The organism is Bradyrhizobium iriomotense (genome assembly GCF_030160715.1).
Taxonomy (GTDB): Bacteria; Pseudomonadota; Alphaproteobacteria; order Rhizobiales; family Xanthobacteraceae; genus Bradyrhizobium; species Bradyrhizobium iriomotense.
Map to the genome: position 1 here is coordinate 174,999 of NZ_BSOW01000015.1, position 24,527 is coordinate 199,525.

The 24,527-nt window shown below is 60.3% G+C and carries 24 protein-coding genes and 4 pseudogenes; 17 read left to right on the plus strand and 11 right to left on the minus strand.

The window, feature by feature from the left end:
* The first annotated feature begins 2 nt into the window (after positions 1-2).
* From QQL28_RS22375 to QQL28_RS22390, 4 genes and pseudogenes are all read left to right on the plus strand, one after another.
* Complete coding sequence (locus QQL28_RS22375; RefSeq protein ID WP_284268738.1) at positions 3-1,835, plus strand: MFS transporter; 1,833 nt, start codon at positions 3-5, stop codon at positions 1,833-1,835.
* A gap of 145 nt (positions 1,836-1,980) precedes the next feature.
* Positions 1,981-3,663 (plus strand): RNA polymerase factor sigma-54, encoded by a 1,683-nt coding sequence (rpoN, locus tag QQL28_RS22380; RefSeq protein WP_284268740.1) that lies wholly within the window; start codon positions 1,981-1,983, stop codon positions 3,661-3,663.
* Between the two features lie 558 nt (positions 3,664-4,221).
* A pseudogene (locus QQL28_RS22385) lies at positions 4,222-4,547 on the plus strand (M16 family metallopeptidase); the annotation flags it as partial.
* Positions 4,548-5,216: 669 nt separating this feature from the next.
* Positions 5,217-5,771, plus strand: coding sequence for a TlpA disulfide reductase family protein (locus tag QQL28_RS22390; RefSeq protein WP_284268742.1), 555 nt, complete (start codon positions 5,217-5,219; stop codon positions 5,769-5,771).
* Positions 5,772-6,470: 699 nt separating this feature from the next.
* Here the strand turns inward: QQL28_RS22390 and QQL28_RS46155 are convergent.
* From QQL28_RS46155 to QQL28_RS22415, 6 genes are all read right to left on the minus strand, one after another.
* The gene (locus QQL28_RS46155; RefSeq protein WP_431309627.1) at positions 6,471-6,698 is read right to left on the minus strand and encodes a group II intron maturase-specific domain-containing protein; all 228 of its coding nucleotides are present in this window, start codon (positions 6,696-6,698) and stop codon (positions 6,471-6,473) included.
* A 14-nt stretch (positions 6,699-6,712) separates the two neighbouring features.
* Positions 6,713-7,003: a hypothetical protein gene (locus tag QQL28_RS22395; protein WP_284268744.1), complete on the minus strand. Its 291-nt coding sequence runs from the start codon at positions 7,001-7,003 to the stop codon at positions 6,713-6,715.
* Positions 7,004-7,460: 457 nt separating this feature from the next.
* A complete protein-coding gene (locus QQL28_RS22400; protein WP_284268746.1) occupies positions 7,461-8,555 on the minus strand; it encodes a cysteine protease StiP domain-containing protein in 1,095 nt (364 codons plus the stop codon).
* The gene (locus QQL28_RS22405; RefSeq protein ID WP_284268748.1) at positions 8,545-9,294 is read right to left on the minus strand and encodes an HAD family hydrolase; all 750 of its coding nucleotides are present in this window, start codon (positions 9,292-9,294) and stop codon (positions 8,545-8,547) included. The genes QQL28_RS22400 and QQL28_RS22405 overlap by 11 nt, the downstream gene beginning before the upstream one ends.
* A complete protein-coding gene (locus tag QQL28_RS22410; protein WP_284268750.1) occupies positions 9,291-10,391 on the minus strand; it encodes a phosphoribosyltransferase domain-containing protein in 1,101 nt (366 codons plus the stop codon). The genes QQL28_RS22405 and QQL28_RS22410 overlap by 4 nt, the downstream gene beginning before the upstream one ends.
* Entirely contained in the window at positions 10,385-10,510 is a 126-nt protein-coding gene (locus tag QQL28_RS22415; RefSeq protein WP_283805858.1) for a hypothetical protein, read from the minus strand. The genes QQL28_RS22410 and QQL28_RS22415 overlap by 7 nt, the downstream gene beginning before the upstream one ends.
* Before the next feature lie 650 nt (positions 10,511-11,160).
* On the opposite strand from QQL28_RS22415, the pseudogene QQL28_RS22420 reads away from it, so the two are divergent.
* The 7 genes and pseudogenes from QQL28_RS22420 to QQL28_RS22450 all read left to right on the plus strand — a co-directional run bounded on the left by QQL28_RS22420 (position 11,161) and on the right by QQL28_RS22450 (position 16,103).
* Positions 11,161-11,315: pseudogene (locus tag QQL28_RS22420) on the plus strand (cold-shock protein).
* A gap of 148 nt (positions 11,316-11,463) precedes the next feature.
* A pseudogene (locus tag QQL28_RS46160) lies at positions 11,464-11,806 on the plus strand (IS256 family transposase); the annotation flags it as partial.
* 63 nt (positions 11,807-11,869) lie between these two features.
* Positions 11,870-12,209 (plus strand): annotated as a pseudogene (locus tag QQL28_RS46165) (transposase); the annotation flags it as partial.
* A gap of 26 nt (positions 12,210-12,235) precedes the next feature.
* Positions 12,236-12,967 carry an IS630 family transposase gene (locus tag QQL28_RS45925; protein WP_431309632.1) on the plus strand — a complete coding sequence of 244 codons (732 nt, stop codon included), beginning with the start codon at positions 12,236-12,238 and terminating at the stop codon, positions 12,965-12,967.
* 535 nt (positions 12,968-13,502) lie between these two features.
* Complete coding sequence (locus tag QQL28_RS22440; protein ID WP_284268752.1) at positions 13,503-14,798, plus strand: ISNCY family transposase; 1,296 nt, start codon at positions 13,503-13,505, stop codon at positions 14,796-14,798.
* A 549-nt stretch (positions 14,799-15,347) separates the two neighbouring features.
* Positions 15,348-15,770, plus strand: coding sequence for a S1/P1 nuclease (locus QQL28_RS22445; RefSeq protein ID WP_284268753.1), 423 nt, complete (start codon positions 15,348-15,350; stop codon positions 15,768-15,770).
* A 27-nt stretch (positions 15,771-15,797) separates the two neighbouring features.
* A complete protein-coding gene (locus QQL28_RS22450) occupies positions 15,798-16,103 on the plus strand; it encodes a hypothetical protein (RefSeq protein ID WP_284268754.1) in 306 nt (101 codons plus the stop codon).
* 775 nt (positions 16,104-16,878) lie between these two features.
* Here QQL28_RS22450 and QQL28_RS22455 read toward each other — a convergent pair.
* Positions 16,879-17,364, minus strand: coding sequence for a hypothetical protein (locus tag QQL28_RS22455; protein WP_284268756.1), 486 nt, complete (start codon positions 17,362-17,364; stop codon positions 16,879-16,881).
* Positions 17,365-17,577: 213 nt separating this feature from the next.
* Here QQL28_RS22455 and QQL28_RS22460 point away from each other — a divergent pair, with 213 nt between their 5' ends.
* The 4 genes from QQL28_RS22460 (at position 17,578) to QQL28_RS22470 (ending at position 19,442) form a co-directional block, all read left to right on the plus strand.
* Positions 17,578-17,724, plus strand: a complete 147-nt coding sequence (locus QQL28_RS22460; RefSeq protein WP_284268759.1) for a hypothetical protein — start codon at positions 17,578-17,580, stop codon at positions 17,722-17,724.
* Positions 17,664-17,942: a transposase family protein gene (locus tag QQL28_RS45930; RefSeq protein ID WP_348522511.1), complete on the plus strand. Its 279-nt coding sequence runs from the start codon at positions 17,664-17,666 to the stop codon at positions 17,940-17,942. The genes QQL28_RS22460 and QQL28_RS45930 overlap by 61 nt, the downstream gene beginning before the upstream one ends.
* Positions 17,943-18,206: 264 nt before the next feature.
* Positions 18,207-18,434, plus strand: coding sequence for a hypothetical protein (locus tag QQL28_RS22465; protein ID WP_431309628.1), 228 nt, complete (start codon positions 18,207-18,209; stop codon positions 18,432-18,434).
* A 162-nt stretch (positions 18,435-18,596) separates the two neighbouring features.
* Positions 18,597-19,442 carry a helix-turn-helix domain-containing protein gene (locus QQL28_RS22470; protein ID WP_284268761.1) on the plus strand — a complete coding sequence of 282 codons (846 nt, stop codon included), beginning with the start codon at positions 18,597-18,599 and terminating at the stop codon, positions 19,440-19,442.
* Here the strand turns inward: QQL28_RS22470 and QQL28_RS22475 are convergent.
* The 3 genes from QQL28_RS22475 to QQL28_RS22490 form a co-directional block, all read right to left on the minus strand.
* On the minus strand, positions 19,435-19,671 hold the full coding sequence (locus tag QQL28_RS22475; protein ID WP_284268818.1) for a hypothetical protein: 237 nt from the start codon (positions 19,669-19,671) through the stop codon (positions 19,435-19,437). The genes QQL28_RS22470 and QQL28_RS22475 overlap by 8 nt on opposite strands.
* A complete protein-coding gene (gene tnpA, locus QQL28_RS46170) occupies positions 19,611-20,234 on the minus strand; it encodes an IS66-like element accessory protein TnpA (protein ID WP_431309629.1) in 624 nt (207 codons plus the stop codon). Before tnpA ends, QQL28_RS22475 begins: the two co-directional genes overlap by 61 nt.
* A 272-nt stretch (positions 20,235-20,506) precedes the next feature.
* On the minus strand, positions 20,507-20,935 hold the full coding sequence (locus QQL28_RS22490) for an LmrA/YxaF family transcription factor (protein ID WP_284268763.1): 429 nt from the start codon (positions 20,933-20,935) through the stop codon (positions 20,507-20,509).
* Between the two features lie 78 nt (positions 20,936-21,013).
* Here QQL28_RS22490 and QQL28_RS22495 point away from each other — a divergent pair, with 78 nt between their 5' ends.
* Positions 21,014-21,292, plus strand: coding sequence for a hypothetical protein (locus QQL28_RS22495; protein ID WP_284268765.1), 279 nt, complete (start codon positions 21,014-21,016; stop codon positions 21,290-21,292).
* Positions 21,293-21,446: 154 nt separating this feature from the next.
* A complete protein-coding gene (locus QQL28_RS22500) occupies positions 21,447-21,656 on the plus strand; it encodes a hypothetical protein (protein WP_284268766.1) in 210 nt (69 codons plus the stop codon).
* Positions 21,657-21,834: 178 nt separating this feature from the next.
* On the opposite strand, the gene QQL28_RS22505 is transcribed toward QQL28_RS22500, so the two are convergent.
* Positions 21,835-23,319 carry an alkaline phosphatase family protein gene (locus tag QQL28_RS22505; protein ID WP_284268767.1) on the minus strand — a complete coding sequence of 495 codons (1,485 nt, stop codon included), beginning with the start codon at positions 23,317-23,319 and terminating at the stop codon, positions 21,835-21,837.
* Positions 23,320-24,527: the final 1,208 nt, after the last annotated feature.

The following is a 24,527-nucleotide window of genomic DNA, read 5'->3' on the forward strand; positions in this document are numbered from 1 at the left end:
CCTTGGAATTGCGGACCGGCGTTCATCTCAGCGAAACCATGGCGATGCGGTTGTCCGCTGCGGCTACGCGCACGGGAGTGACGAAATCGGAGCTCATTGAAGCAGCGCTTGATCGCTTCTTGGAGCCTGATAATGCCAGCGCGCATTTCGCGATAGTGACAGGCTTCACCAAGCTGAACGATCAGATCGAGCGGCTCAGCGCTGATCTCAAGACGGTGAACGAGGTCGTCACCCATCACGCACGCTTTCACCTGGCCATTGCGCCCCCTTTAACGAAGTCAGAGCAGAATATTGCATCTCAGGTCGGCGCCGAACGGTTCGAGCAATTCGCTGCGCAAGTAGGACGCCGCGTCGAGCGGGGGACATCCCTTCTGCAGGAGACGATGAACCAGCGCGCCGTGGCGAATAAAGACCGCTTTGCGCGCGACCTTGCGGTGAGCGCCGCCCGCAGCACGAACTACAAGTCTTCAGAACCAGTCCGTCGTCCATCGGATACAGTTGATAGTGCGACCAGATCGACGCCTCGCTACGGCGAGAGATTTATCGTCGCTGACGCAACGCATTCTCGGCCGCCCACACCAAGCCATTCTTCGGTGACGCGACCGGCAGTTGCGGGCGCGACAGGAGGCCTGGCACTTATCGTGCGGGTGTTTCTGCCTTTTGCTGTCGGCTATTACCTGTCCTATCTCTTCAGAACAATCAACGCCTTGATCGCCGCGCCCCTGACATTGGAGTTGGGGCTCGACGCTGGAGATCTCGGCTTTCTGACCTCAGCCTATTTCCTTACCTTCGCGGCGGCGCAGATACCGATCGGTATCCTTTTGGACCGTTATGGTCCGCGGCAAATCCAGAGCGTTCTGCTGGTCGTCGCCGCAGTGGGCGCAGCGTTGTTTGCGGTATCAGACAATTTGCTCGTTCTGTTCGTTGGCCGGGCGTTGCTCGGTCTCGGCGTCGCCGCAAGCCTGACCGCTGGACTGAAAGCCCTCGTTTTGTCTTTTCCGAAGGACCGCCTGCCTTTTCTAAACGGTCTTATGGTCATGGTCGGTGGTTTGGGGGCGCTCACTGCGACGTCGCCGACGCAGTTATTGCTGACTTGGATGGGGTGGAGGACGCTCTTTGCACTGTTAGCCGTGGTCACGGCCAGCTGTTCGGCTCTTATCTATCTCTTGGTGCCCGAAAGTGCATCGACAACGCCAAGCATGAGAGGGACGGCCATGGCCGGCCTCAGGAAGATTTACACGGATTCGCATTTCTGGCGTCTGGCACCGTTGTCGGCGACTTCCGTCGGGACGGCTTGGGCGCTGCATGGCCTTTGGGCGGCGCAGTGGCTTGCCGACGTCGACGGTCTTGATCGCGCGGGGGTGGTGCAGCACTTATTCGTCATGGCCGCAGCGCTCAGCCTGGGAGCGCTTTTGTTGGGTGTTCTGGCCGACCGGCTTCGTCGTTATGGAATTGGACCCGAGGCCCTGCTTGCAATTGTCGGCCTTCTATTTATCGCGACCGAGCTCGCAATCATCTTGCGATGCCCGATGTCATCATATGTGCTGTGGGGCGCGGTGGCCGTGGTCGGCGCAGCTACAGTGCTGAGTTATGCAATCCTGGCCGACTACTTCCCGAAAGAACTTGCTGGGCGCGCCAATGCTGCACTTAACGTGTTCCATATCGGCGGAGCATTTGTCCTGCAATCCGCAACGGGCATTGTGCTTGAGCAGTGGAGGCCGGTGGCGGGACATTATCCCGCCATCGCTTATCAGACTGCCTTTGCCCTGAACCTTGGCCTGCAGATCGTCGCATGGATATGGTTTTCCTTCTCATGGTCGAGGGAGCCCCGATAAGATCGTCGCCGTGCAGTTGTTCGCCGCCTTCAACTTTCGTCAGAAACCTCGCCTCGATCTGCTTTTGCGCGACATCAAAGCGTGTAGATCAGCTCCTGGCTAGATGAGCAAAACGCAGGCCAACTTCGGTAAAGATTCTTGCTTTATGGCGCTGACGCAGAGATTAGAGTTCCGGCAGTCGCAGTCGCTGGTGATGACGCCGCAGTTGATGCAGGCGATCAAGCTGCTGCAGCTGTCCAATCTCGATCTCACGACCTTCGTGGAGGAGGAACTCGAGCGCAATCCGCTGCTTGAGCGGGCCAATGACGAGCAGCCCGCGGGCGATAGCCCGGCTGATACGGCCCAATTCAGCGATGGCGACGATGCCGGCGGCAGCCACGGCGACGAACCGGGCGGCGGTTCAGGCGAAGCCTTCGAGCCAGGCCAGGAAGAATGGATGAGCAAGGATCTCGGCAGCCGCGCCGAGATCGAGCAGACGCTGGATACAGGGCTCGACAACGTCTTTTCGGAGGAACCGGCGGAGGCCGCGGCGCGCAATGCGCAGGATGCGGCGCCGACCACCTATACGGAATGGGGCGGCGGCGCCTCCGGCGACGAGGACTACAATCTCGAAGCTTTTGTCGCTGCGGAAACCACGCTTGCCGACCATCTCGCCGAGCAGCTCTCGGTCGCGTTCACCGCACCGGCGCAGCGCATGATCGGGCAATATCTCATCGATCTCGTCGATGAGGCCGGTTACCTGCCACCGGATCTCGGCCAGGCTGCCGAACGGCTTGGTGCATCGCAGCAGGATGTCGCGGATGTTCTTGCGGTGCTGCAAAAATTCGATCCGCCCGGCGTCTGCGCCCGCAACTTGAGCGAATGCCTGGCGATTCAGCTTCGCGAGCTCGATCGCTACGATCCTGCAATGCAGGCGCTGGTCGAGAATCTCGATCTCCTGGCCAAGCGCGACATCGGGGCCTTGCGCAAGGTTTGCGGCGTCGACGACGAGGACATCGCCGACATGATCGGCGAGATCCGCCGCCTCGATCCCAAGCCCGGCATGAAGTTCGGCTCGGCGCGCCTCCAGACCATGGTGCCGGACGTCTACGTCCGCCCGGGTCCCGACGGCGGCTGGCATGTCGAGCTCAACAGCGACACGTTGCCGCGTGTGCTCGTGAACCAGACCTACTACACCGAGCTGTCGAAGAAGATCGGCAAGGACGGCGACAAATCCTATTTCACCGATGCCCTGCAGAACGCGACCTGGCTCGTGCGCGCGCTCGATCAGCGCGCCCGCACCATCCTGAAGGTCGCAACCGAGATCGTGCGCCAGCAGGACGGCTTCTTCACCCATGGTGTCGCGCACTTGAGGCCGCTCAACCTGAAGGCGGTCGCCGACGCCATTCAGATGCATGAATCCACGGTGTCGCGCGTCACCGCCAACAAATACATGGCGACGAATCGCGGCACCTTTGAATTGAAGTATTTCTTCACCGCGTCGATCGCGTCGGCCGATGGCGGCGAAGCGCATTCCGCCGAAGCCGTCCGCCACCACATCAAGCAGCTGATCGATTCGGAGGAGCCGTCCGCGATCCTCTCGGACGACACGATCGTGGAACGGTTGCGTACGTCCGGCATTGATATCGCCCGGCGTACGGTTGCGAAGTACCGCGAAGCCATGCGCATTCCCTCTTCGGTACAACGCCGTCGCGACAATGACTGGCGTGGGCAACGATCAAGTGTCGAGCACCGGGCGGAGCTGAAGGTGCGCAGCTCGATCGGCCATATCTCAACTATACAGCAGGCGCGGCCATGGAGACCTTGTCATGATCGTCCTTCGGAGTGATCAAGTCCAAGCTCCTCTTTCAGATGCTGATGTGTGCGTGAACGAGCGCGCGCGTAGTCCCGACGTTTCCCGTGCGAAACAGTTAGAGTGACAACTCCATAATACGCAAAAGACCCAGGAGCGAAACGTGTACAGTGAGCCTGGCGAGAAGTTGAGTTGTCGTCCTATCGCAGCTTAAATCTAGGCTTGCCAGTAAGCTGCCGTTCTGCCAGTTGCGCCAAATTGTCTTGTGCCTTCCTGCGCAATGTCGTGTTCACGACCTGGCGGCGGTCGACCTTTAGCCAGAACATACGCGCCGGTTCTGTTTGATATCAGTTGGCGCGCGTACGGGCGTGTGCGTGCAATGGCACGGCCTTTGCTCCATTGCTTGTCAGACGGTGTGCGGCTGACCGGTCTGTCGGTGGGAACTGGAGTTCGGTCACCCCCAACATGGAAGGGACTGCCGCTGGTACCTTCGATTCGATGACGCGCACCGCGCTGCCGGTCGAAGACAGAACGAATGATAGGATTAATCGTAACCTTTACGGTCCTCACGAGTGTAGCGTTCTTGCTCAGGACATGGTCAGGTGGGATCGACCAAGCAGCTTTGCGCTTCAGAACGGACTGGAGGTCGTGGTGATTCCGGATCATCGGACACCCGTCGCAACTCAGATGATTTGGTATAAGGTCGGCTCGGCCGACGAGCCGCTTGGCAAATCGGGACTGGCGCATTTTTCTCGAACACCTGATGTTCAAGGGCACCTCCAAACATCCGGCGGATGAGTTTTCCAAGACCGTCTTGCGCGTCGGCGGCCACCAAAATGCCTTCACCGGTACCAGCTATTTAGCATGTTCCGCGCGAGCAGCTCGGCAAGATGATGGAATTTGAAGTTGACCGCATGACCTAGGAAAAAGCTCGTTAGCAAGCACGACTAGCTCAATGTGGTCAAGCTTATCAGCCGCATCAAAGTGGCAATGGAACCAAAGAAGTACGACATGAAGGAATCTGGCGATCTGATCCGGACCAGGCTAGACCAGATCATCACTATGAAGCACGAGCTGGTTAAGCTCGTGGGTAAGGTCGATCGGGACTGAGTCGACGGCGAGTGGGTGCCGACCACCTATCAAGCGGACGGGTCCGGCGCGTCAGGGGCGACAAAGCCTTCGGGGAACGGCGGAAGGACGTCGTGGTCCGGCGGCTAATCGGTTACGGGCGCTTCAATTACGATCGAGACGGCGGAGGCACGAAGCCCGCGGGTTCAAATTGCCCGCGGAGTACCGTCGTGCATGTTGTAATCAGACATGCACGCAGGTGTCGTGGCACAGACGTTGCTATTAGAGTGCAGCAATAGCGAACGAGACCACAGATGCTCTCCTTGCTTGACCCGATGTATCCCCCTCATGAGACCTTCCTGCTTGTGACTTTGAGCGTCGTCGCGCTTAGCGCGACGACACCGAAATTCGCCGCGGATCTCGCTGGTGAGCCCCATGCGGCAAGCCGGTCGCGCCCGCGATGAGAGATCAGCTATCACAAAAAGTCGCCCAAAGTCGGGCACTAAGCTTTGGAGAGTAACATGGTGCTCGGATTAGAATCCCCAGCTCCTCCGATCAAAGTGGAGAACTGGCTGCGTGGCCAGCCCCTCTCGAACTTCCAGCCCGGAATCGTTTACATCGTCGAATTCTGGGCAACTTGGTGCCCACCGTGTGTCGCGGCGGTCCCCGAACTGGTGCAGTTGCAAGAGAAATACAAAAAAAGCGCAGTTGAGGTCCTCGGACTCGCAGCTCATGAGCGCGCTGAAACAGCGGACGAGGCCCGAGACAAGTTGGACGCCTGGTTGACCGAAAACGTACCTAATCTCAACTACCGCATCGGGTTCGACTACACACGTGAAATGGGAAAGCTCTGGCTAGATCCCAGCTTTTCTGTCGGGATTCCTACGTCGTTCGTGGTCGACCGTGACGGCCGCATCGCCTTTGTCGGTTTGCCGACACAACTCGATGACGTTTTGCCGAAAATTCTGACCGGCACCTGGCGGACCAGCGATGAAGCTAAAGCCGCCGAAACAGAGCGGATCGCCCAAAACGAGCGTATAATGCGCGAAATGGGAAGCGCAAGAAGCGCTGACTGAGCCGCTTTTCGCCAAACCTAAGCTAGCGATGGAGACGGGAGATTGGGCGAACCCGCTTTCGGCCCTCGAAGGGGCGTGCGCTCTAATGCCGGATAAGCTTAAGCTTCCGCGTGCTCCACGCGGATCTGTTGCTTCGAAAAGAAGCGCGTCTTGCACACCGGTTTGCCGGTTACGGTTCAATTTGTTCCCGGCGCGATCGACAAACTCTACGAGCTGTGGATGAAAGGGCGCTGCGCCGACTCTTCAATCCGGCGAATGACAACTCCCACATCTCGTCTGCCGCGCGCCTTGCGATAGGAAAGAGTTCTCCGAACACATTCTGGCGCTGAATCCTACGCGACGGGCCGATTTCCTGTCCTATGGGGTGGTGGCTCAGTATTATCACGAGAGCGGCAACAGGATTGCGCTATCGTTTCCGCACTCGTCAAAACGATGGTCGGATTGGTCACCGGCCATTGATCTGACCCCGAAAAAGTGGACGGGCTTATGCGGCTTTTAGCTCCATCTCGATGGGGGCGATATATCCGATTGCGGAATGGAGCCGGGTTCGGTTGTACAACGATGGTTGAGAACGCCCACAGGACTGTACTTTGCGAGGTCTTTATCGGCATCATACTTGGTTTGGTCGCCGAGTTTGCGTTGCGTGCGGATTTCCCGCACTGCGCGCTCCCATTTGCTTCACTCCAAGGCTTATGGGACCTATCCGGTCGGAGCAGCTTTCGGTCCATCGCGTCGCACTCGATAGCCGTTGAACAGCCTGAGAGTGTCGTACAGCCACGATCTATTCCACCGCTTCCAGCAGAAGCCCTTTCGTTTCCGAGCCTGCGCCAGTTGGCGCCTGACCTTCTTCTCCACCCAATCTTTGATGTAGCTGAAGCACTCACTGGAGTGTCCAACCGCGAAGTAGTTCACCCATCCCCTGAGCATCGGATTGATCAGGCTTATTGCCTGTCAATCGGTTGCGACCGGTATCGGCGAAACACCTCTTTGAGCTCCCGCAAAAGGGCCGTCAGCTTTTTGAGCTTGGGCGTGTAATGCGGCCGCATCGCTCCGCGCAGACTGCGGAGGTAGCGGAAGTCGAACCCCAGGAAGCTGAAGCTCTCGCCTCGTTCCAGGTTCACGGTTCGGCTCTTTTCATCATTGATTTCCACCTGCAGCTTGGCGAACTCCTCCCGGAGTCGTTCGGTCACGGCTCCAATCAGCCAGTCATGACGTTTGTAGGCGTCGATCAAGACCACCAGTCGAGTCGCCCGGGGGAGTTTCACCCCCAGTCGCTCACAGATCCGGACGTGAACGTCTTCGCTCATCCGGCTTGTATGGGGCTTTCTTTGTCAAGGAGGCATCTCGCCATTTCTGTCGTCCTTTGTCATTCCATTCTTTTGTTCGACCTGCGCCGCAAGCATTCTTTCGTCCCGACCGCGTATTTACATCGCCGTCGCGCGTAGCGGCGGTCAAGGACGGCGCTTCTTCAGCGCCGCCGAAGGCTTGTCCTTTCATCCGCGTAATTCACGATATGCGCGTCGAGTTGGTCTTGGTGTCCGTGTTTGCGCCAAGCCAGCAGGAACCGACGAAAGTAGAGAGTCGCCAACAGCGGGCTCAGAGGTGAGCCCCCGAGCAACGCATCGGCCAGATCCTCGCGGGTGCAGGGCATATACAAGGAGGCGCCAAGGGCGAGGGCGGAAAGCCGGCTCATGCATCGTTGCCCAGGCTACGGATAATTGCGACCGCGCGATACTGCGATTCCCCGCCCAGCGTATCGACCGGAATGGCATGCGCGGCGGCGAGATGGAGCAAGTGCCCCACATCGGCGTCCTCGAAATCGCGAACCAGCAGCCGTTCCGGCACCCGCCGCAGCAGGGCGCGCGTCGCTTCGGCTATGCCGGGCTTGATCCGGTTGCGGTCACGCGTTCCGCTTTCCGCCAGCAACTGCCGCATCATCGCCTCGCATTCCTGTTTCAGCGCCGCTCGGCGGGCGCCGTGCCCGTCTACCGGTTGCGGTATCGCCGCAGCGGCCAACGGCGCGATCGTGTCCACGAAGGCACGTGAGAGATCAGCACCGGCATATTGCGGGTAGGTGACACAGGCGTGGAAATCGCCCGGCCCCACCAACGCGGCGTTGAGGATCGAGCGACTGACCAGGCCCGAAACGATGCCGTTCAGCAAGCCCGAGGCGATCAGATAATCATCCGCCGTCGCGGCGATGTCCGCCTGTCCTGCAGGGTCAGCAATCACGGCTAAGTCCGGTGTGAAGCCGAATGGCGCATTGGCCAGGGCCGCGCGAAGTTCGCCGGCAATCGCGCCCTTGCCGGTCCAGCCATCGACAAAGACCGCGTCGCGCGGATCGTGCCGGCCGGCCATATGCGCGAGCGCGACGCGGTCGACACCCCGATCGCGGATAATGCTGATTGAATAATGGGCTGCGCGATGTCCGTGCGCCCGCAAGGTCCGCGCGAGCAAGACGCCGATCGGCGTCCCCGCACGCGCCAGCGAGACGACTACCAGCTCGCGCCCCGGCCTGCGTGCGGCGAGCTGCGCAGCGAGGGTGGCGACATCCTGCGCCAGGCGGGCACCGTTCCGCGCAAGCGCGGCGTGATAGAGGGATAGATAGCTGTCGTCCGGCACCCTCTCCGGCGCGATTATCTCCGAATAGTGGTGGCGGCCGGACTGGATCGCCGCTTCCTTTTCGGCGACGGAAGTCGGGGCCATTACCACTGGCTTGAGCAGGAAGGTGACGTCGGCCGGGTCGTAGCTGCCCGAGAACGGGGGCGCGACCTCAGTCCGCATGGAACATGCCGCCGGCCAGCTGCGAACGGGTGGGCATCATGGCGAAATCGCAAAGGCCCATGAAGGGCGCATCGGTGCGGCTGTCGCCGATGCCGATCACCGGCGCATCAGGGAAGCGTGCGCGGAGGCCGGGTAGGATATATGCCACCGCATGGGCCTTGCCCAGATAGGGTGGCGTCAGCGCCACATTGTTGCCGTTGCGGTGGTCCGTCCAGCCCTTGGGCAAGGACGGCACGGCAGCGTCGACCACCGCAAAAAGTGCCGCGGCATCCGCATCTTCATGCTTGGCCACGGTGTAGAGCGGCAGCGCGTCCTCGACCAGCACACGGGCGTTGACCGCGATGCCGCGGTCGCGCGCCCTGCGCCTGATCGCCTCCGCCAGGCCAGCAAGCTGCGACGCGAAGGGCGCGGCGCGGTCGGCGATCGTCGCAGCCCAGTCCATGTCGACCTGACCGCTGTCATCCAGCACGACGCCCCCATGCGCGCACACCGCTGCGCGGAATGGAATGCGCGCCCGCCGCAATGCGTCCAGGCTGCGGGCGGTGACGGGGACGAGATGCGTCGTATCGGCCAGCCATTCCAGGAACTGCATCTGCCGCGGGGTCGCATAGCTCAGCGGCGATCCGTCGCGCGCGAAGCCCAGCGGCGTCAACCTGTCGGCCGGCAAATCGGGCGGGCATTTGCGCAGCGTCTGGAAAAGCGTGTCGTCCAGATCGACCAGGGCGACGGCACGCGTCATGCCGTCCAGCCGATCAGTTCGGCACGGAGAGCGGCAATCAGCCCGGGGTCGATTGTCGCCGCGCCGGTCTCATGCGCGATCCAGTTCGCGCGTCCATCGGCCCGGTCGGCATTGTAGAGGTAATTGGGCACGCCCGTTCCATAATTGTCGGCAAAGCGGAGCTTGGTCGCCATCGCGGCACCGGGGAGTGCGGGGCTTCGGCTGGTCGCCTGCACGACGACATCATGCCCTTCTTCTGCGAGGCGTTCCGCCAGCAGGAAGGGGGGATAGGTGAACTCGCCGGTTCCGATGATCCGCAGTGGGCCGAGGATCTCGGGCACAGCGGTATCGGGTTCAGGCACGACGGGTCGGTCGAGTCCCAGCCGACCGAAATTGCGATGCGTCGCCATGCGCCCGAGTGAAGCGGCAGCGGTATCGAACGCGCTGTTGAGCACCGTCGTCGTCTCCTGCGTCCACTCCATGCGTCCGCGCAGCAGCGCCGCGATGCACGTGGGACGCGGCATGCGTGCTTGCCACGCCTTGCCGGCCGACCAGTCGGTCAGCGTCGCTACCGCCATCGCTTCGATCCGCGGCCAAGCGGTGGCGAGCGCCTGGGCGAGGTTGCAAAGGGTCGTTCCTGTCGAGATCTCGTCGTCGACCAATACCAGTGATCGCGGCTCCGGAAGCGCCGGCCTGTAGATCAGATGCGCGGAGGCATGGCTGTGCGGTTCTTCGAAGCGGCACAGCAACGGATGATCCAGTTGCTGTCGCGTCGAATGCAGGAAGTGGATGTCGACCCGGCCCGTTGCGAGGCGAAATTCCTCGTGCACCGTCTGGGCAAGGCACACGGCGGTCTCGGCCAGGCCGACGACGAGCGCCGGCCCCGGCAGATCGTCAGGAAGCCGCGCCGCGAGATCGCGGGCGCTCTGCCGCATCATCTGCGGCGTGGCGGGCAAATAGCGCCCTAGGACGCGGGATACGACCAGGAACCCCCGCCGCGGATTTTCGCGCGCCGCAAACGCGCAAAGGCTGTCCAGCGGCCAGGCCACCTTGTCCACGGCGATATCGAGCCGGCCCGTAGCCAACTGGATCGACTGGGTCTTGTCGGCGGTCAACATTCGCAGGTGACGCGAGCGATCATGTCGCGGGCTTGGCGGACCACGTCTGCGCGGCCAAGCAGCCGCGCTTTGTGCGCCATCTGCGGCTCAATGCCAAACGAATCGAGGAAGCTGAGCATCAAGTACGCTCCACAGTGCATGAGCGATAGCTCGCGATCCCCACAACGGCGATTGCAGGGTTTGCAACGGGTACTAATGCGCGTTCTCCCCGGCAGGGATCTGGGACCTAACTAGCAAAGAGTGTGCCACCAGGGAATTTGCGCAGTGAATGCTTCAATAGTAGATAGAAAGGTGTGCCTCGCCGGTGCGGGTCCAGAGGCTCGGCGTCGAGTTGCGGACGTTGTGTGATCGATCTGGCACTGGCACAGATGAATACGACGACACCGGTATCAACTTGCTGCGCGACCAGTCTAAGACTACAGGTTATATGCGAGCTAATAGGGTCGAGCACTTTCAACTGCAGCACACGGCGCTCGCATCATGCCGTTACAGAACCTACGACCCGCCATGTGCTGCCTTCGAGTAATCCCAACTGATTGAGCTAGCCTGAGAATGTTGGCAGTCGCACGCGGTTGTCAGCTTTGCGTCCATTGTCGTCGACCCGATGCTCGCCATCCCTGTAGGATCAGCATTTTCGGTCCGGCACGCCGGTTGCTCTGTTTCTGGCACCCTTACCCACCAGCGTATGGACTGGGTGCGGCGGCAAAGAAGTGATCGTATGGCAACAGGTACTGTGAAGTGGTTCAATGTCCAAAAGGGGTAGGGATTTATCGCTCCAGATGACGGCGGAAACGACATCTTTGTCCACATTAGCGCGTAGAACGCGCTGGACTCTCTGGTTTGGCAGAAGGCCAAAAGATTTCTTACGAAGTCAAAGTCGACCCCAAGCGTGGCAAGAGCAGCGCTGAAAACCTGCGGGTCTGATCACGTCCGCCGGTGATAGGTCTCCGGCAAAAATTGCCAAGACGAGCAGGGAGCTATCGCCGAAAGTTGGTGACGGAGGGAATCGGAAAGGCGGCATATCGTGGGGGTGCTTGACGCCTCCACTTCTCCACCGAAGGAGCGATATGCCGTGTCCAAAGATAACATCATCAAGCTGATTCAACCAGGAAACGTCGACGATCAACTCACCGAAATCTTGCGCAATGGGGCGCGTGCTCTGTTGGCCCAGGCGGTCGAGGCCGAGGTTGCGGACCTTCTCAGCAAGCATGCCGATTTGAAGACCGCGGACGGCCACCAGCGCGTCGTGCGCCACGGTCACCTGCCGGAACGCGAGGTGATGACTGGTATCGGTCCGGTCGCCGTCCGCCAGCCGCGTGTACGCGATCGCGAGGCGGACGCTACCGACCCCGACCGCATCCGGTTCTCTCCGTCGATCCTGCCGCCCTACATGCGCCGCTCGAAATCGCGCTGCCAGAGCCTCGGAGAAGTCGCCGGTCGAGATCCCCTTCAGGTAAAGGATCGGCAGCAGCGTCTCGATCGGCAAGGATGCTGCCGGGTTGTCGGCATCGGCCATCGGCCGTCTGAAGGACGGTTGGCTCGACGAACACACCGCGTGGCAGAGGCGCGATCTGTCGGCGAAGCGCTACGTCTACATCTGGGCCGATGGCATCCATCTCCAAGCACGCCTCGAAGACGAAAAGCAGTGCATCCTGGTGCTGATCGGCGCGACGCCGGAATGCCGCAAGGAACTGGTCGGCTTTACCGATGGGGGCCCGCGAGAGCGCGCAGGACTGGCGCGATCTGCTGCTCGACCTGAAGCGGCGCGGGCTCGACGTACCGCCGCGGCTCGCCATCGCCGACGGCGCGCTCGGGTTCTCCACGTTCTTCAGCCGTTCCCGAAGCTGGTCTTCGATCGACATGCCCTCGCTCCTCGGAAGAAACGAGGCCACCAAGCCAAACGGCCGTCAATCACCAAGAGCACGCCGTCCACACATCATCGCAAGCAGGAGCGGAGCGCTCGCGCACCTGTTGCGCTCAAACAGGCACCTCGCGGCCTTCGCCGGAAGCTTTCGAGTCAAAAACCACATGCTTTAACGGGGGCAACTCCAGCTCCGTCACCCAAAATCCGGCATAGCTCAGTATTTCGAACCTCCCGTCATCTAGTTCGAGAGATTCCAGGAGCACTTCTTGTACCATTTGGGTGGGCGATACGCTTGGTGGCTTCGAAGATAGTACAACGTCAATTAGACCGCACCACAACATTGTTTGCGGCGCTCGAAGTCGCGACCGGAAAGATCATCGCAACGCATTCAAAACGCCGTCGCCGTGTCGAGTTTCTCGATTTCATGAACAGCCTCACCGCGGCCTTTCCGAACCGCCAGCTTCACGTCAACCTCGACAACCTCAACACCCACAAGAAGAACGAGGACTGGCTCAAGGCCCATCGCAATGTGAAATTCCATTTCGCGCCGACCAGCGCCTCCTGGCTTAACCAGGTCGAGGTATGGTTCTCAATATTGCAGGGGCAGTCGCTCAGCGGCACCTCCTTCACAAGCCTCAAGCAGCTTCGGGAACACATCGATGCCTACGTCAACGCATATAACGACAAAGCCCAGCCCTTCGTCTGGACCTAGAAAAAGGTCCGTCAACGCCGCTTCAATGGCCGCCGTATCACTCAGCTCTGATTCCGGGTACTAGCAGGGGCTCTCACCCGTGCGGGCATATCCTTCATTCGGTTCACGCTTCGCGGAGAGAAGGTTCGCCTCTCGGCGCCGAAGGCCTGACTGCCTGCCCCTGCAACACGACAGGGCTTCCCGATCGCCCGGGTGCGCTGATCAACGGCGCGGAGTTTTCGCGCGGACAACTGCCGTGGCAGTGACGATTAACAACAGGGCACGTTATGGACTTTTCCGGCTCTCATATTCCTGGAGGTTCGCCAGTTTTGTTAAAATCGAAGAGCTAACGCAGGCCCACAACCGTTTCGGCGACTCCGAACGATTCAAGTCCATAAATACGAACTTCGCATAACTCGCATCCAGGATATTCCATAACGAAGATTATGCGAACAGCACTTGTAGAGCCCCGTTAGAAAGGTCACCAGTCTCCCCATTAGAGATGTCACTCGTGCCATGAGTGACGCGGCGTTGGGCCGCGGGAGATTTGAGTGGAATGACGGTGCTGTCGATGAGCCGACCGGAGATCGATCGGGTTCATGTGCTGCGGGATGTGGTTGCGGAGCGGATTACGGCGCGGGATGCGGCGCAGCTGCTGGGGGTGACGCGAAGGCAGATATTTCGACTGCTGCAGGCCTACCGCTCTGGCGGGCCGGCGGCGTTGCTCTCGAAGAAGCGCGGCAAGCCCAGCAACCGGTCGTATTCGGCGGTTGTCCGCAGCGAGGCGCTGGCGCTGATCAAGGCCAATTATGCGGATTTTGGTCCGACGTTGGCGGCGGAGAAGCTTTCGGAGCGGCACGGCCTGCATTTTGGTGTTGAGACGGTGCGGCGTTGGATGCTGGCCGACGGGATCTGGCAGGATCGCCGCCAGCGGCAGAGACGTGCTTACCAGCCGCGGTATCGTCGGGACTGTGTGGGCGAGCTGATTCAGATCGACGGATCTGAGCACTGGTGGTTTGAAGACCGCGGCCCACAATGCACCCTGCTCGTTTTTATCGATGATGCGACGAGCCGTTTGATGCACCTGCGCTTCGTGGAGACGGAATCGACCTTTGATTATTTTGCCGCGACGCGCGCCTATCTGCAGCGCTACGGCAAACCGATCGCGTTTTACTCGGATAAGCACGCGACGTTCCGGGTGAACAAGGTCGGAGCGACCGGCGGTGATGGCATGACGCAGTTCGGGCGGGCGCTGGACGAGCTCAACATCGATATCATTTGTGCCAACACTCCGCAGGCCAAGGGGCGCGTCGAACGCGCCAATGGAACGCTGCAGGATCGTTTGGTGAAGGAGATGCGGCTTGCCGGCATCTCGACGATTGAAGCGGGCAACGCGTTCCTGCCGGCGTTCATGGAGGATTACAATCGACGATTCGCAAAAGCCCCCTTCAACGAGAAGGACCTGCATCGCCCCCTGGCTGAGCTCGACGATGTTGATGATGCCTTTGCCTGGAAGGAAGAGCGCACGGTGTCGCAGAGTCTGACGCTGCAGTACGACAAGGTGCTGTTCATCCTGGAGCCGAACGAGCACACCAACTCTCTCGCACGCCAGCGGGTCACGGTGTTCGACTATCCGGATGGGCGGTTTGTGATCAAGCACAATGGGCGGGCGTTGCCGTACCGCACGTTTGACAAGCTGCAGCAGGTTGACCAGGCGGCGATCGTCGAGAACAAGCGACTGGGACCGGTGCTGGCGTACATTGCCGAGCAGCAGAAGCTGCTCGACATGAACCGAAGCCAAAAAGCCCCTCGCCGGCGTGGCCAGGGCAAGGGCCTGTTCAAGGCGGGTTGAAGGTTTCCCGATCCACCCCGTGAGTTAGCCGGGCCCCCATCCGGTCGCCCGGCCGCTGCGCAACCCCGACCAGCTCCGCGGCCGGGCGCCCTCCTCGGCGGGGCTTCGTGGTGACATTTCTAATGGGGACTACCAGAGACTTGTCTATTGGGTTCCGACAGCACTTATGTCAGCTTTCCAGATCACTAGCCGATGGCTATTCCATAACCGCTTTCGATGGAAGCAAAGCGGGATTCCGGCCTGCATCTTCCTTGGCAGGATCAGCGACGAATTTAACTTAACCAGCATTAGGGTCAGCCGACGCTGGCAAGTAAGTATATTTTCCGGTGGCTTGGTCAAATAGGAGGGCGTGGTCTCCCCGCGCTCCGACATGTTGTCGCGAGTCGGTCCGAACGCCCCCGCAATCGCCGAGGGCACCGACGCCCCGCCTCGGAGCTGGCGCGAGGTTGGAACGGAGCTCCACGTCCTGCATCCATAGGCGCGTCATAGAGCTCTGGTAAAATCGATTGAGTTGATGCAACCTCAGGTAATAGCGCGCGGAGACCCAATATGCGTCGCGCGGTTTCTATCGGTCTTGCAGCCATGGTACTCGGCATCGCGGCATCCCCGGCCCGCGCATGGTGGGACGAAGGGCACATGCAGATCGCTTATTTGGCTTATAAACGCCTCTCCGATCCTGTACGCGACAAGGCCGACTCCTTGCTGAAGCTCAACAAGGACTACGCGAAGTGGACTGCCGGCGCCGCCGACGACAAGACGGCGAAGATGCACGCTTTCGTCCATGCCGCCACTTGGTCCGACGACATCAAGATACGCGCGACGCGGCCACCAGCCCGACGGCCAGCCAGAACATCGGCTATTCGGACCACAACCAACATGCCTACTGGCATTTTAAGGACATCGACTTCACACCCGACGGCACGCCCCTGCCCGCCGCGGATCCGGTCGACTTCGTCACGCAGCTCAAGCTGATGATCGCTGTACTGGTCCGGTGATACGGTGCTCTATCCGCCCGTTGAAGAGACGATCCGCAACACCGCTCCTGACATCATCGTCATTCATCCTTGTGGTGCCCTCTGGGAAGGCGATCTAATCGCGATGGATGCCGAGCAAGCCGTGGCGGTGTGCAAGACTGCTCCGCATGCAATCGTCGTGGCGACGCATCTCGACGCGCTAGACCATGCGACCGTCAGCCGCGCCGATCTACGGCAGCATGCTCTGGCTCGGGGCATCTCGTCAGAGCAACTTCGCATTCCTGAGGATGGGCAAGTCCTTGAGTTCAGTCCTGCACCCCAAAATGCTTAAGCCTTGCACACTACCAATCTCACAATGCAGCCACTGATCTGTGACTTTCATCCTGGTTCACTGCCGGTACAGACCGTCTTTTCGGTTCTGCGTGCAGAGGGAGCCTATGCCAGATCGAACTGTGTTACTCTCCACGTTGTCGCCTAGGCGCCATGTGCTGCAAGGCTTGGCAGGTATGTCCGCGGCATTGTCTACCCGGGGTCTATTTGCAGAAGACCAACAGTCCATCACGAAGGGGGAAAGTCGGCCGAACGAAATACGCTTCGCTTATCAGCGTGGCGGCATCTTGGTTATCGCTCAGCCCAAACTTATCCGTATCCTCGATAAGGGCTTGGCCGTTATCGACCGGTTCCTCGTCTACGAAGCGTTCATAGAGCTCGCGATATCGCCTTGACGTGAACTCTACTCATTACACTTGCTTGCAAGAGGACCGTCCGTCGGCAGCATGGAGTTTTCTTCATCCGGCACATCCGAATTATCCGCAAGGAGATAGCGCCGTATTGCGGTAGCTACGAGGTACGCTTCCCTGACGGCTGACCACCCGCATATTTCTACTTCGATGACTTGCCTAGTCATCGGCTGCGGCCCGAAGTAACCGATAGGGCAGCGGCCGAAGAACGAGCAAAGGCGCTTGCCCGGACTGAGCAGGACAAGACAGAGCCTCTAGAGATGCGCAAGGAAGCGCTAGTTTATTCAACGCCATTCGTTTTCGGGGAGCGTCCCGGGCGGTGGGCGGAATGACCTGAGTAGCCCTCATCGCTACAAGTTTGTTTCCTCAGCCGACGGTCAAAACTATCCAGGATACGGATGCGGCAAAGAGTGCTTGCGAGCTGATGCCGAGCGGCCAACTAAGCCTCCGCTTCGCGTGGGTCCATCTATGAAAACGTTGCAAGGTCGTCAGGGGCTGCTTCGGAAGCACCTTGTACACGACCTGTAGGGGGTCGGGCGTCATCCCTGCGAGGGCGCCGAGCACGATCACTCCAATCGTTGCGGGCGTCACGAAAAGCCAAATTGCTATCAATAGACCCGCGCAGGCATCAAAGCCGATAAGGGCCAAATCGAAAAAAAGCCTCGGATCCGCTAGCAGGCGGCGATTGTTGGCGCCGGGCTTAAACGTGATCGCTCGAAGTGGATAATCCCAATGCGGGATCGCATCGATCGCGAAGTGGCTTGCGAAGGCCGCAACCGCAACGAGGACTGGGTGCGACGGGAACAGGCTGGCGATGGCGCCGCCGACAACTGCGTGGGTGCTTAAGATCATATCGCCTCCAACTGACGCGCGGTCCAACCGATCCGCAGATTCTCCGTGGAGGCAAATCCGAGTTAGGCCGATTGCCCAATCGCACGTGATGCCACCATAAGGCATGTTGTCTGCCTGAGCCAGCGTGTCATTCGGCATGCAAAATTGGCTCTGACTCACTGTTGATGCAGGTTGGCGGATGTCTGGCGCTTTGATTGGGGGAGAATCAGCGCCATGCAGCAGGCATTCCAGCGCTCCAATCTGGTGCCGAGTGGGTTGACGAGGCCGTTATTGCAATCCGAGCGTCGGGAAGCGTTGGTCTGTGTCCATCGTGCGGAACGGTTTCCCGACGTGTCCATAGCCGACATCGACGACGTGTGACCGATCTGCCGCTCTCGGGCAGATCGTCCAGCTCCTGGTTATCGCCCGCCACTTCCGCTGCGATGCCGTCCTATGCGGGCGCCAAATCGTTACCGAGCGCGTCGCCGAAGGAGTACTGGCGCCATCGGCGCGACGCACAGCAAGGCTGGACTCTATCATCCATCACCTCGGTCTGGCGCTTGCCGGTCGACCAGCAGCAGGCTTTGCAAAGCGGCTGATGCTGCCGGTGAGTAAAGACACGCTCCTTCCGCGTAGTTCGGCGCCGTTGCCTTTTCCCAGCCGATCCGCTCAGGGTTATCGGCGTTGATGATTGGCCCTGGCGTCGCAATCACCGATACTCCAGGGGGCGGTCGCCGGTTCACGATCCGGCACATTGAACCGTGCTTCACCTGCTCCGCCTGCGGTCGGCGCGGCGCCGATGTGCGGCCTGATTTCAACTGGAGCAAGGCGCCGGCTCCGGCAATGGGGTATCGAAACACGAAATGACCAAGGGCTGGGGGCGGCCTTCCGACGAACCGATCGCGGTGCCGGGCGGAAAGCTCGTCACCTTGCGTGATGCCGGCCACTACATCGCTGGCCTGCCAAAGGCCGTGCACGACCGCCCGGAATGGCAGGCCGCAATGGAGGCGCTGATGCTCGTGGTGGAGCGCGGCGGCCCCACCATGTTCGCCAGGATCGGCATCATGCGCGCCCTGAACGCCGGCGCCTGATCCGGGCTTGACGTCACGGTGGAAGCGGGCGAAGGCCTCATGAGATAGTCGCGGCCGGCGGAGCCGGAGACCCCGCATTTGACTTCTCGGCGAACAATGCGTACATGCCCTCTGTGCGTTGGGATTGGCCCGATGCCCCAAAGGGAATGGAGCCCACTGATCATGATCAGCATGTATGAGCTATTGCGCCAGGCTTGCGGCATCTCGCAGGCCGAGGCGGCCGACTATGTTCACGAGACCAGGCTGGACACTGTGAAGGCCTGGTGTAGCGGTCGGCGACCGACGCCCGCCTGGGCGATCAACCAGCTGCAGTCGCTTTCGCGGCGTATCCGTAGATCCGGCGAAGAATACGCCGCGCAGCTCAGGAACATCCTGCAGACGAGTCCGTCATTGACGATCGGCCTGCCTAGCGACGATGCTGACGCGCGCGCGCATGGTTTTCCTTCGACCGTCGCACAGTTGCAGGCCATCGCTATCGCCATGTCGCTGCTGCCCGACGATGCCGAGGTTCGCTTGGAGACGCGCGCGCGGATACCCAATCTCATGCTGCCGAAGCTCGAGGAGGACAAGGTGACCCCAACCACAACGGATCGTCAGGTGTTCAAAGAGATTCCGTTCGACGACAACGGCCGCTTCTACACCGCCGGCAACGTCAATCGCCGGAAATATGAGCGCCTCGAAGACATCGGCTGGGTCAAGGGTACGTGCACTAACCTCAGCGACATCGAATATGAACTGACGCTGGCGGGCCGCGTGGAGCGTGCACTGCTTGCGGCCGCAGCCGAAGCGGAGAAGGATTATCCCGATTCCGCGCCCGGCGGGTTCCAAACTACTGCGAATGCAGGTCCGCAGAAGAACAGCAGCATCAAGCTCAGAATGGGCGGCCACTTCCGGCTCGGCCACGAGTCGTTCCTTGTCGATTCGATCGAGGACGAGATCGTGACCATCAAGACGAGTGCCGGTGTCGAGATGACGCTGAACGTCCCGGCAATCCTACTTGCTATCTGACGATCACGCCGCCATTCGCTGCGGCTGATCGCTCCACCGCCGCGGGCGCCCGTTGCGCAGCCGGCCGCGCGCGACGGATCTCCGGCGCGCCGACGCGCCTGCCAGCGATGATCTTGCGCTCGAATTCACGCCTCACCGGCTCGGGCACCGACCGCGACGACAGCTCCACTAGCGCGTTCCAGGAAAGGCGCGAGGTGACTTCCCAGCGGCCACCATAGACGTGCGCCACGCGCGCATCGTCTCGGTCGCGCCGGCCTGATCGACATCGAAGTGCTCTCGCACCAGCCGGCCGAAATGACAGTTGCTCCGGCTCGTAGCCTTCAGATCGAGGAGCGTTTTGCCCAGCTCCATCTTGGCCTGGATCTCGGACACGCGAGTGAGCGATCGAGGCGGCTTGCCCTGGTCCAACGTAGACCTTGACGAGCGCCAGCGGGCCGATCGCTGGAACAAAATCGGCAAGCCGAAGTCGAAAGCCGGCAAGCGCGACATCCCCCTCGCCCCGATCGCAGCCGCCGGTGGCGACGATTCCGACACCACCGGCACGAACGATAGTGTATCTGCCGGCGCCGGCAGCACCAATTGACCTAAACGCGCCCGGCGCCGCCAGTCATGCACCTGCTGCGGCCGGCAGCCATGGCGGCGGGCGATATCTGTTACAACCGCGCCTGGCTCGAGGCTTTCCGCGACAATCCGTGCCTTCAAATCATCAGGCCACTGCCTTCGGCCTGCGCCAGCATACACTTCGATACGCGGCGACAACGGTCGTCTTATGTCGTCCGAATGGTCGACCATTATGAGCACCCTTGTCGAAGATGACTCTTCTAACGGCGCTCCCAGGACTGCGCACAAACAATCTGAAGGGCCTCAGCGCTACGCTTGCGTTGAAGTCCGTGAGTGGAGCCGTGCTTTGCAAGGCGCGCCCATACGGATCGTAGCCGTAGGCCGGCGCACCCTCCGCGTAATGCCCACGCGTCGGATTATTGCTCGCGTTGCGTGCGTGCCTGACAGATGCTGCTCCTGATCGGGAATCACGAGACCTCGGCCTAGCTCGAGATTTCTCTGTCTTATGTGAGAGACGGCTCAAAGGCCTCCCACGCCTTGACGGCAGAGTCACGCCTGCCAGCCGCATACGCCATCACGGTTGCGCCTTCTATGAGGAGCATGATCTGCGTTGCCAGCTTCTTGTGGGACGCTATCCCCTCTTGCGCCAGCACGGATGCTATGTAGTCCTCCCGGTCACGCTTATAGCGCAGCACCACGAGACGGATTTCCGAATTTCCGTCATGACACTCTCCCGCAACGTTATTGAAAACGCACCCTTCAAAACCGGGGCGATGGAACCATTCGTCATGCCAACGGAATATCGCCCGGACCTTGCCGCGCGGGGAGCGACTCTTGTCGACAAACGCCTTGAGAGATTGCATCGAGCGTCGCCCGCACTCCTCAAGAGCCTCCACGATCAACGACTCTTTTGATCCGAACTGATTGTACATTGTCATCGATCGCTGGGGCTGATCTTCACTCCGACTGCGCTCGCGTTCATCACCGCCGCGCGCCTCAGTCCCGCCATCGTGCGCCACGTCGGCAGCTGGTCCCTGTTGCTCGGAATCAGTGTCTTTTTTATTGGTCTCACATTGTCCGTGCTCGTCGCCTTCATCGCTCCGACCAGTGTGTCGTTACTGGTGACTTCGTTGATCTTCAATGGCTTCGGCCAGGGTCTGACCATCCCACTCGCGCTCAACGCCAATCTGCCCAGCGTTTCCGAAGCGCAGGCTGGCATGGCCTCCGGGATGGTAGGCACCATGCAGACGCCGCCCCGGGTTACGGCGAAACAGCCGCTAAGTTGCTGATTTGTCTTGCTTCGTTAGGTGTTTGTGCTACGTTTGTTCAAAGCGATTTCACCCAATTCGTTGCGATTTTCGCTGCGGCGTCCTCAAGACGATATAAGCTTGAGGGCCGCTCGCCCGTCGGCTACGTTTTTGACCAAATTGTCAGGAGACGAGTATGCCCGCCCGCACTCAAAGCGCCGGTACCTCGCTCGCTGATTTCATGCGAGTCGTGAATGACGAGCTAAACAAATTCGAGCGGCGCGAGCACGAGTTTCGGAAGCAAGACCGCCACGAACGGGCCCAAAGATTGCAGTTGCCGGTGGAAAAGTACGACGCCGAAGATTGGCGTGTAAAGAAGCCATCAAGCCCAATTCGTAGAACTTGAGACCGGCCTCTCGGCGGTGACATGAACATGCCTCAAGGTGCCCGATCAAGAGGGTCTGATTCTACGGCTAGTCGTGATCATCAAGCGGCGATTCCGTTTTTGTGCGCGTTCGGCATTTCGGCCCGCGTGCGACCGGTTAGGGGTCGACGCTCGTTCTTGGATCAAGTGCGGCGCTGCATCATAAGGCTTCAGCGGAATCGAGATAGACTGCCGCGCCAACCTCGACACAACACAGGTGCTGTAGGTATCCCCGGTCGCTCGTCTCGTGAACCGTCTCGATCACCCGAGGCTCCTTCTCTGCACCCTCCGTAAAGACCTCGGCAAGAACGCGGCCGGTCATCGTTGACGGCCGCGAGATACCAAGCAGACCAAGAACGGTCGGAGCAAAGTCGCAGATACCTGAGGGGACTTGCGAGATGAGGCCGCTTTTGATCAGCGGGCCCGCCAGGATGCCGACCGACGACATCTCCTTGGCATGCAGCCCGCCGTGCACGCCGAAGCCCACGGGCCAATCCGCGCTCCAGGTGCGGCCCATGAGGCCGAAGGAATCGACAGCGTCATCCCCCCGGAACGAGAACAGGATGTCCGCCGAACGGGGATGATCAACGAAGACAAGGTGCCGGGCGAAGCTCCCCGGCGCGACGCCCTCGACCCCGCCCCGGCCGGCGGTGAATACCGGACCGCACCAGGGCCGTTCGATCATCGCCGCTACTGCGCGGCGGATAACGGCGTCGGACGGCTCGGACAAGTAAATCGCGCCGACCTGCCCAGGTATGATGATGGCATCGATCCCCGGCGCGGGCACGGGGCCGCAGCGCAGCCCGGCGCCCTCGAGCGTCTCGAAGAGATCGGCCTGCGCATGCACCGTGACGTGGCCATGATCGGATGCGGTGACCAGATGCACGCCGTGGGAGATGCCATCGGTCTCCCACCAATCAAGCACACGGCCGAACTGCTTGTCGATAAAGCCGATCGCTTCCAGCGTCTCCGATGCGCCAATTCCGGAATAGTGGCAGGAGATGTCGGGCTCGCCGAAAGAGAGGATGGCGACATCGGGCCGAATTTGAGGCCAGATGACGTCGAGGAACGCCGAGGTCAGAAAGGCTTGAGCTGCGAGATCAGGCGTGCCTTGGGGAGCCGGCGCCGGCGTCGGCCCGAGCAGCGCCTCGACGCGTTCGAGCATCGCGGCCGAGGTCGCGATTCGAGGGAAGTGACCGGAGAGCGTCACCTGGCCTAGCGTCCGCGCCTTGTGGTTCAGCATGCTGGTTGCACCCGCCGAATTGGAGGCAAGAACCGAGAACGTCCGACCGTTTGCCACGAGGACCTCTCCGAGCGACGGCACACCGACGAAATGGCCGCCGCTCTCGATATCGAGCTCCTCGATCAGACAGTCGTCGCTCGTATCGATGAAGCGCGGCGGCGCGGACAGGCGATCAAGATACTTGTTTCCAACAATGCCATGGCGATCCGGCGTCGTGCCTGTGACAAGGCTCGTCAGCGCGGTACGGGTTTCGCTGGGATAGATCGTGCGCTGCCGCGCTAGCATAGCGCCACGGCGCTGGAGCCTGTCCAGATTCGGTGTCAGCGATGGACTGATGAGATCGGGCCTAAGCCCGTCGAATAGTACGATGAGAACACGATTCGAGATCGATCGGACGGACATGTTAGCCTGCACTGTCGCCGGGGCACGCTTTGGCGCTATGGCCACGTAGGCCAGAGTGCCGCCATTGTACACATTGAGCTTGTTATCGCCTTCTGGCGCAGTAGCGCTTGCCTCTACCTGCAGAGCGACCGTTCTCTCGAACCGGCTGCACCGCTGAGGGCGAACTCCTGCTCAGAAGAATCTACATTTCGACAATGATAGAAAGTTGGCGCCAGTCCAACAAACTCTACCCAAGCTCTTGATTAGGGACGTTGCCGACATCGCGCTGTCGCTTTCTTGCGGTCGGGGCTATGGTGAATTCGTTCACGTCGCTGTTCTATTATCGAGACGTCCTGGTCAACTACCAATCTTAGTGATCAATCTAGGAGCCCCGCAAACACTTGGTGTTAGACATACGTCTTTGGAAACTAATGAAGGCTCAAACTTGACTCCTTGAAGGCTCGTTGCCCCATTAATCAATGGGTGAGGATAGGGAATTTACCCGCGCGGCGAATAATACTGACTGCAGACCCGCGCGACGCCAATATTCCGTTCTCAACGTAGGAACCTATTTCGGCGGCCTGAACCTGCGGGCCTCGATGCCTGTCTTCTAATTGTTAGGACGTGTGATTGTTAGGACGTGGCCGTGACGTCCGTTCTCGCTTCTATAGTGGGCAGCCAAATCTTGTGCTCCAGTCAACTACCAACGCTGGCAATTGATCTAGATGACGGAAGCATGTCACCTATCGCTGATGAACGTCGGCCGCTCAAACGAACAAGGAATTGGCATGCAAGACCAATCACAATTTGTCCCCTGAGGCCCCGCCCAACCGTGTTTCGAACTGCGACGCACTTGCCCGTGCGGAAGCGCGCGATCGTCACCTGCTGACCGACTGCAATAGCTTCTCATTCACACCGCGGAATACTCATTATCGAAGGACCAGGGTCATGCAATCGGCAGCCTTAATTCGGGGAAGCACAGGTTTCCATTCTGAAATCCGGCATACCATCGAATGGCGCGACAGCTCTTACGCGGCCGATCTGTACCTTGCCGCAGTCTGTCAGCCTGATCCACCCGCTCATTTCAATGCCCATCCAGTCGTCGACGAGCTACGGGCTCATTCCGCTCAGAGAAACGCCGGAGCGACGGATAATCCGTCTTTCTTGAGATGTGAGGTCCATCTCTCAAGAAGCCCGTAGACCTCACACCGCAGCGGCAACCACAAGGG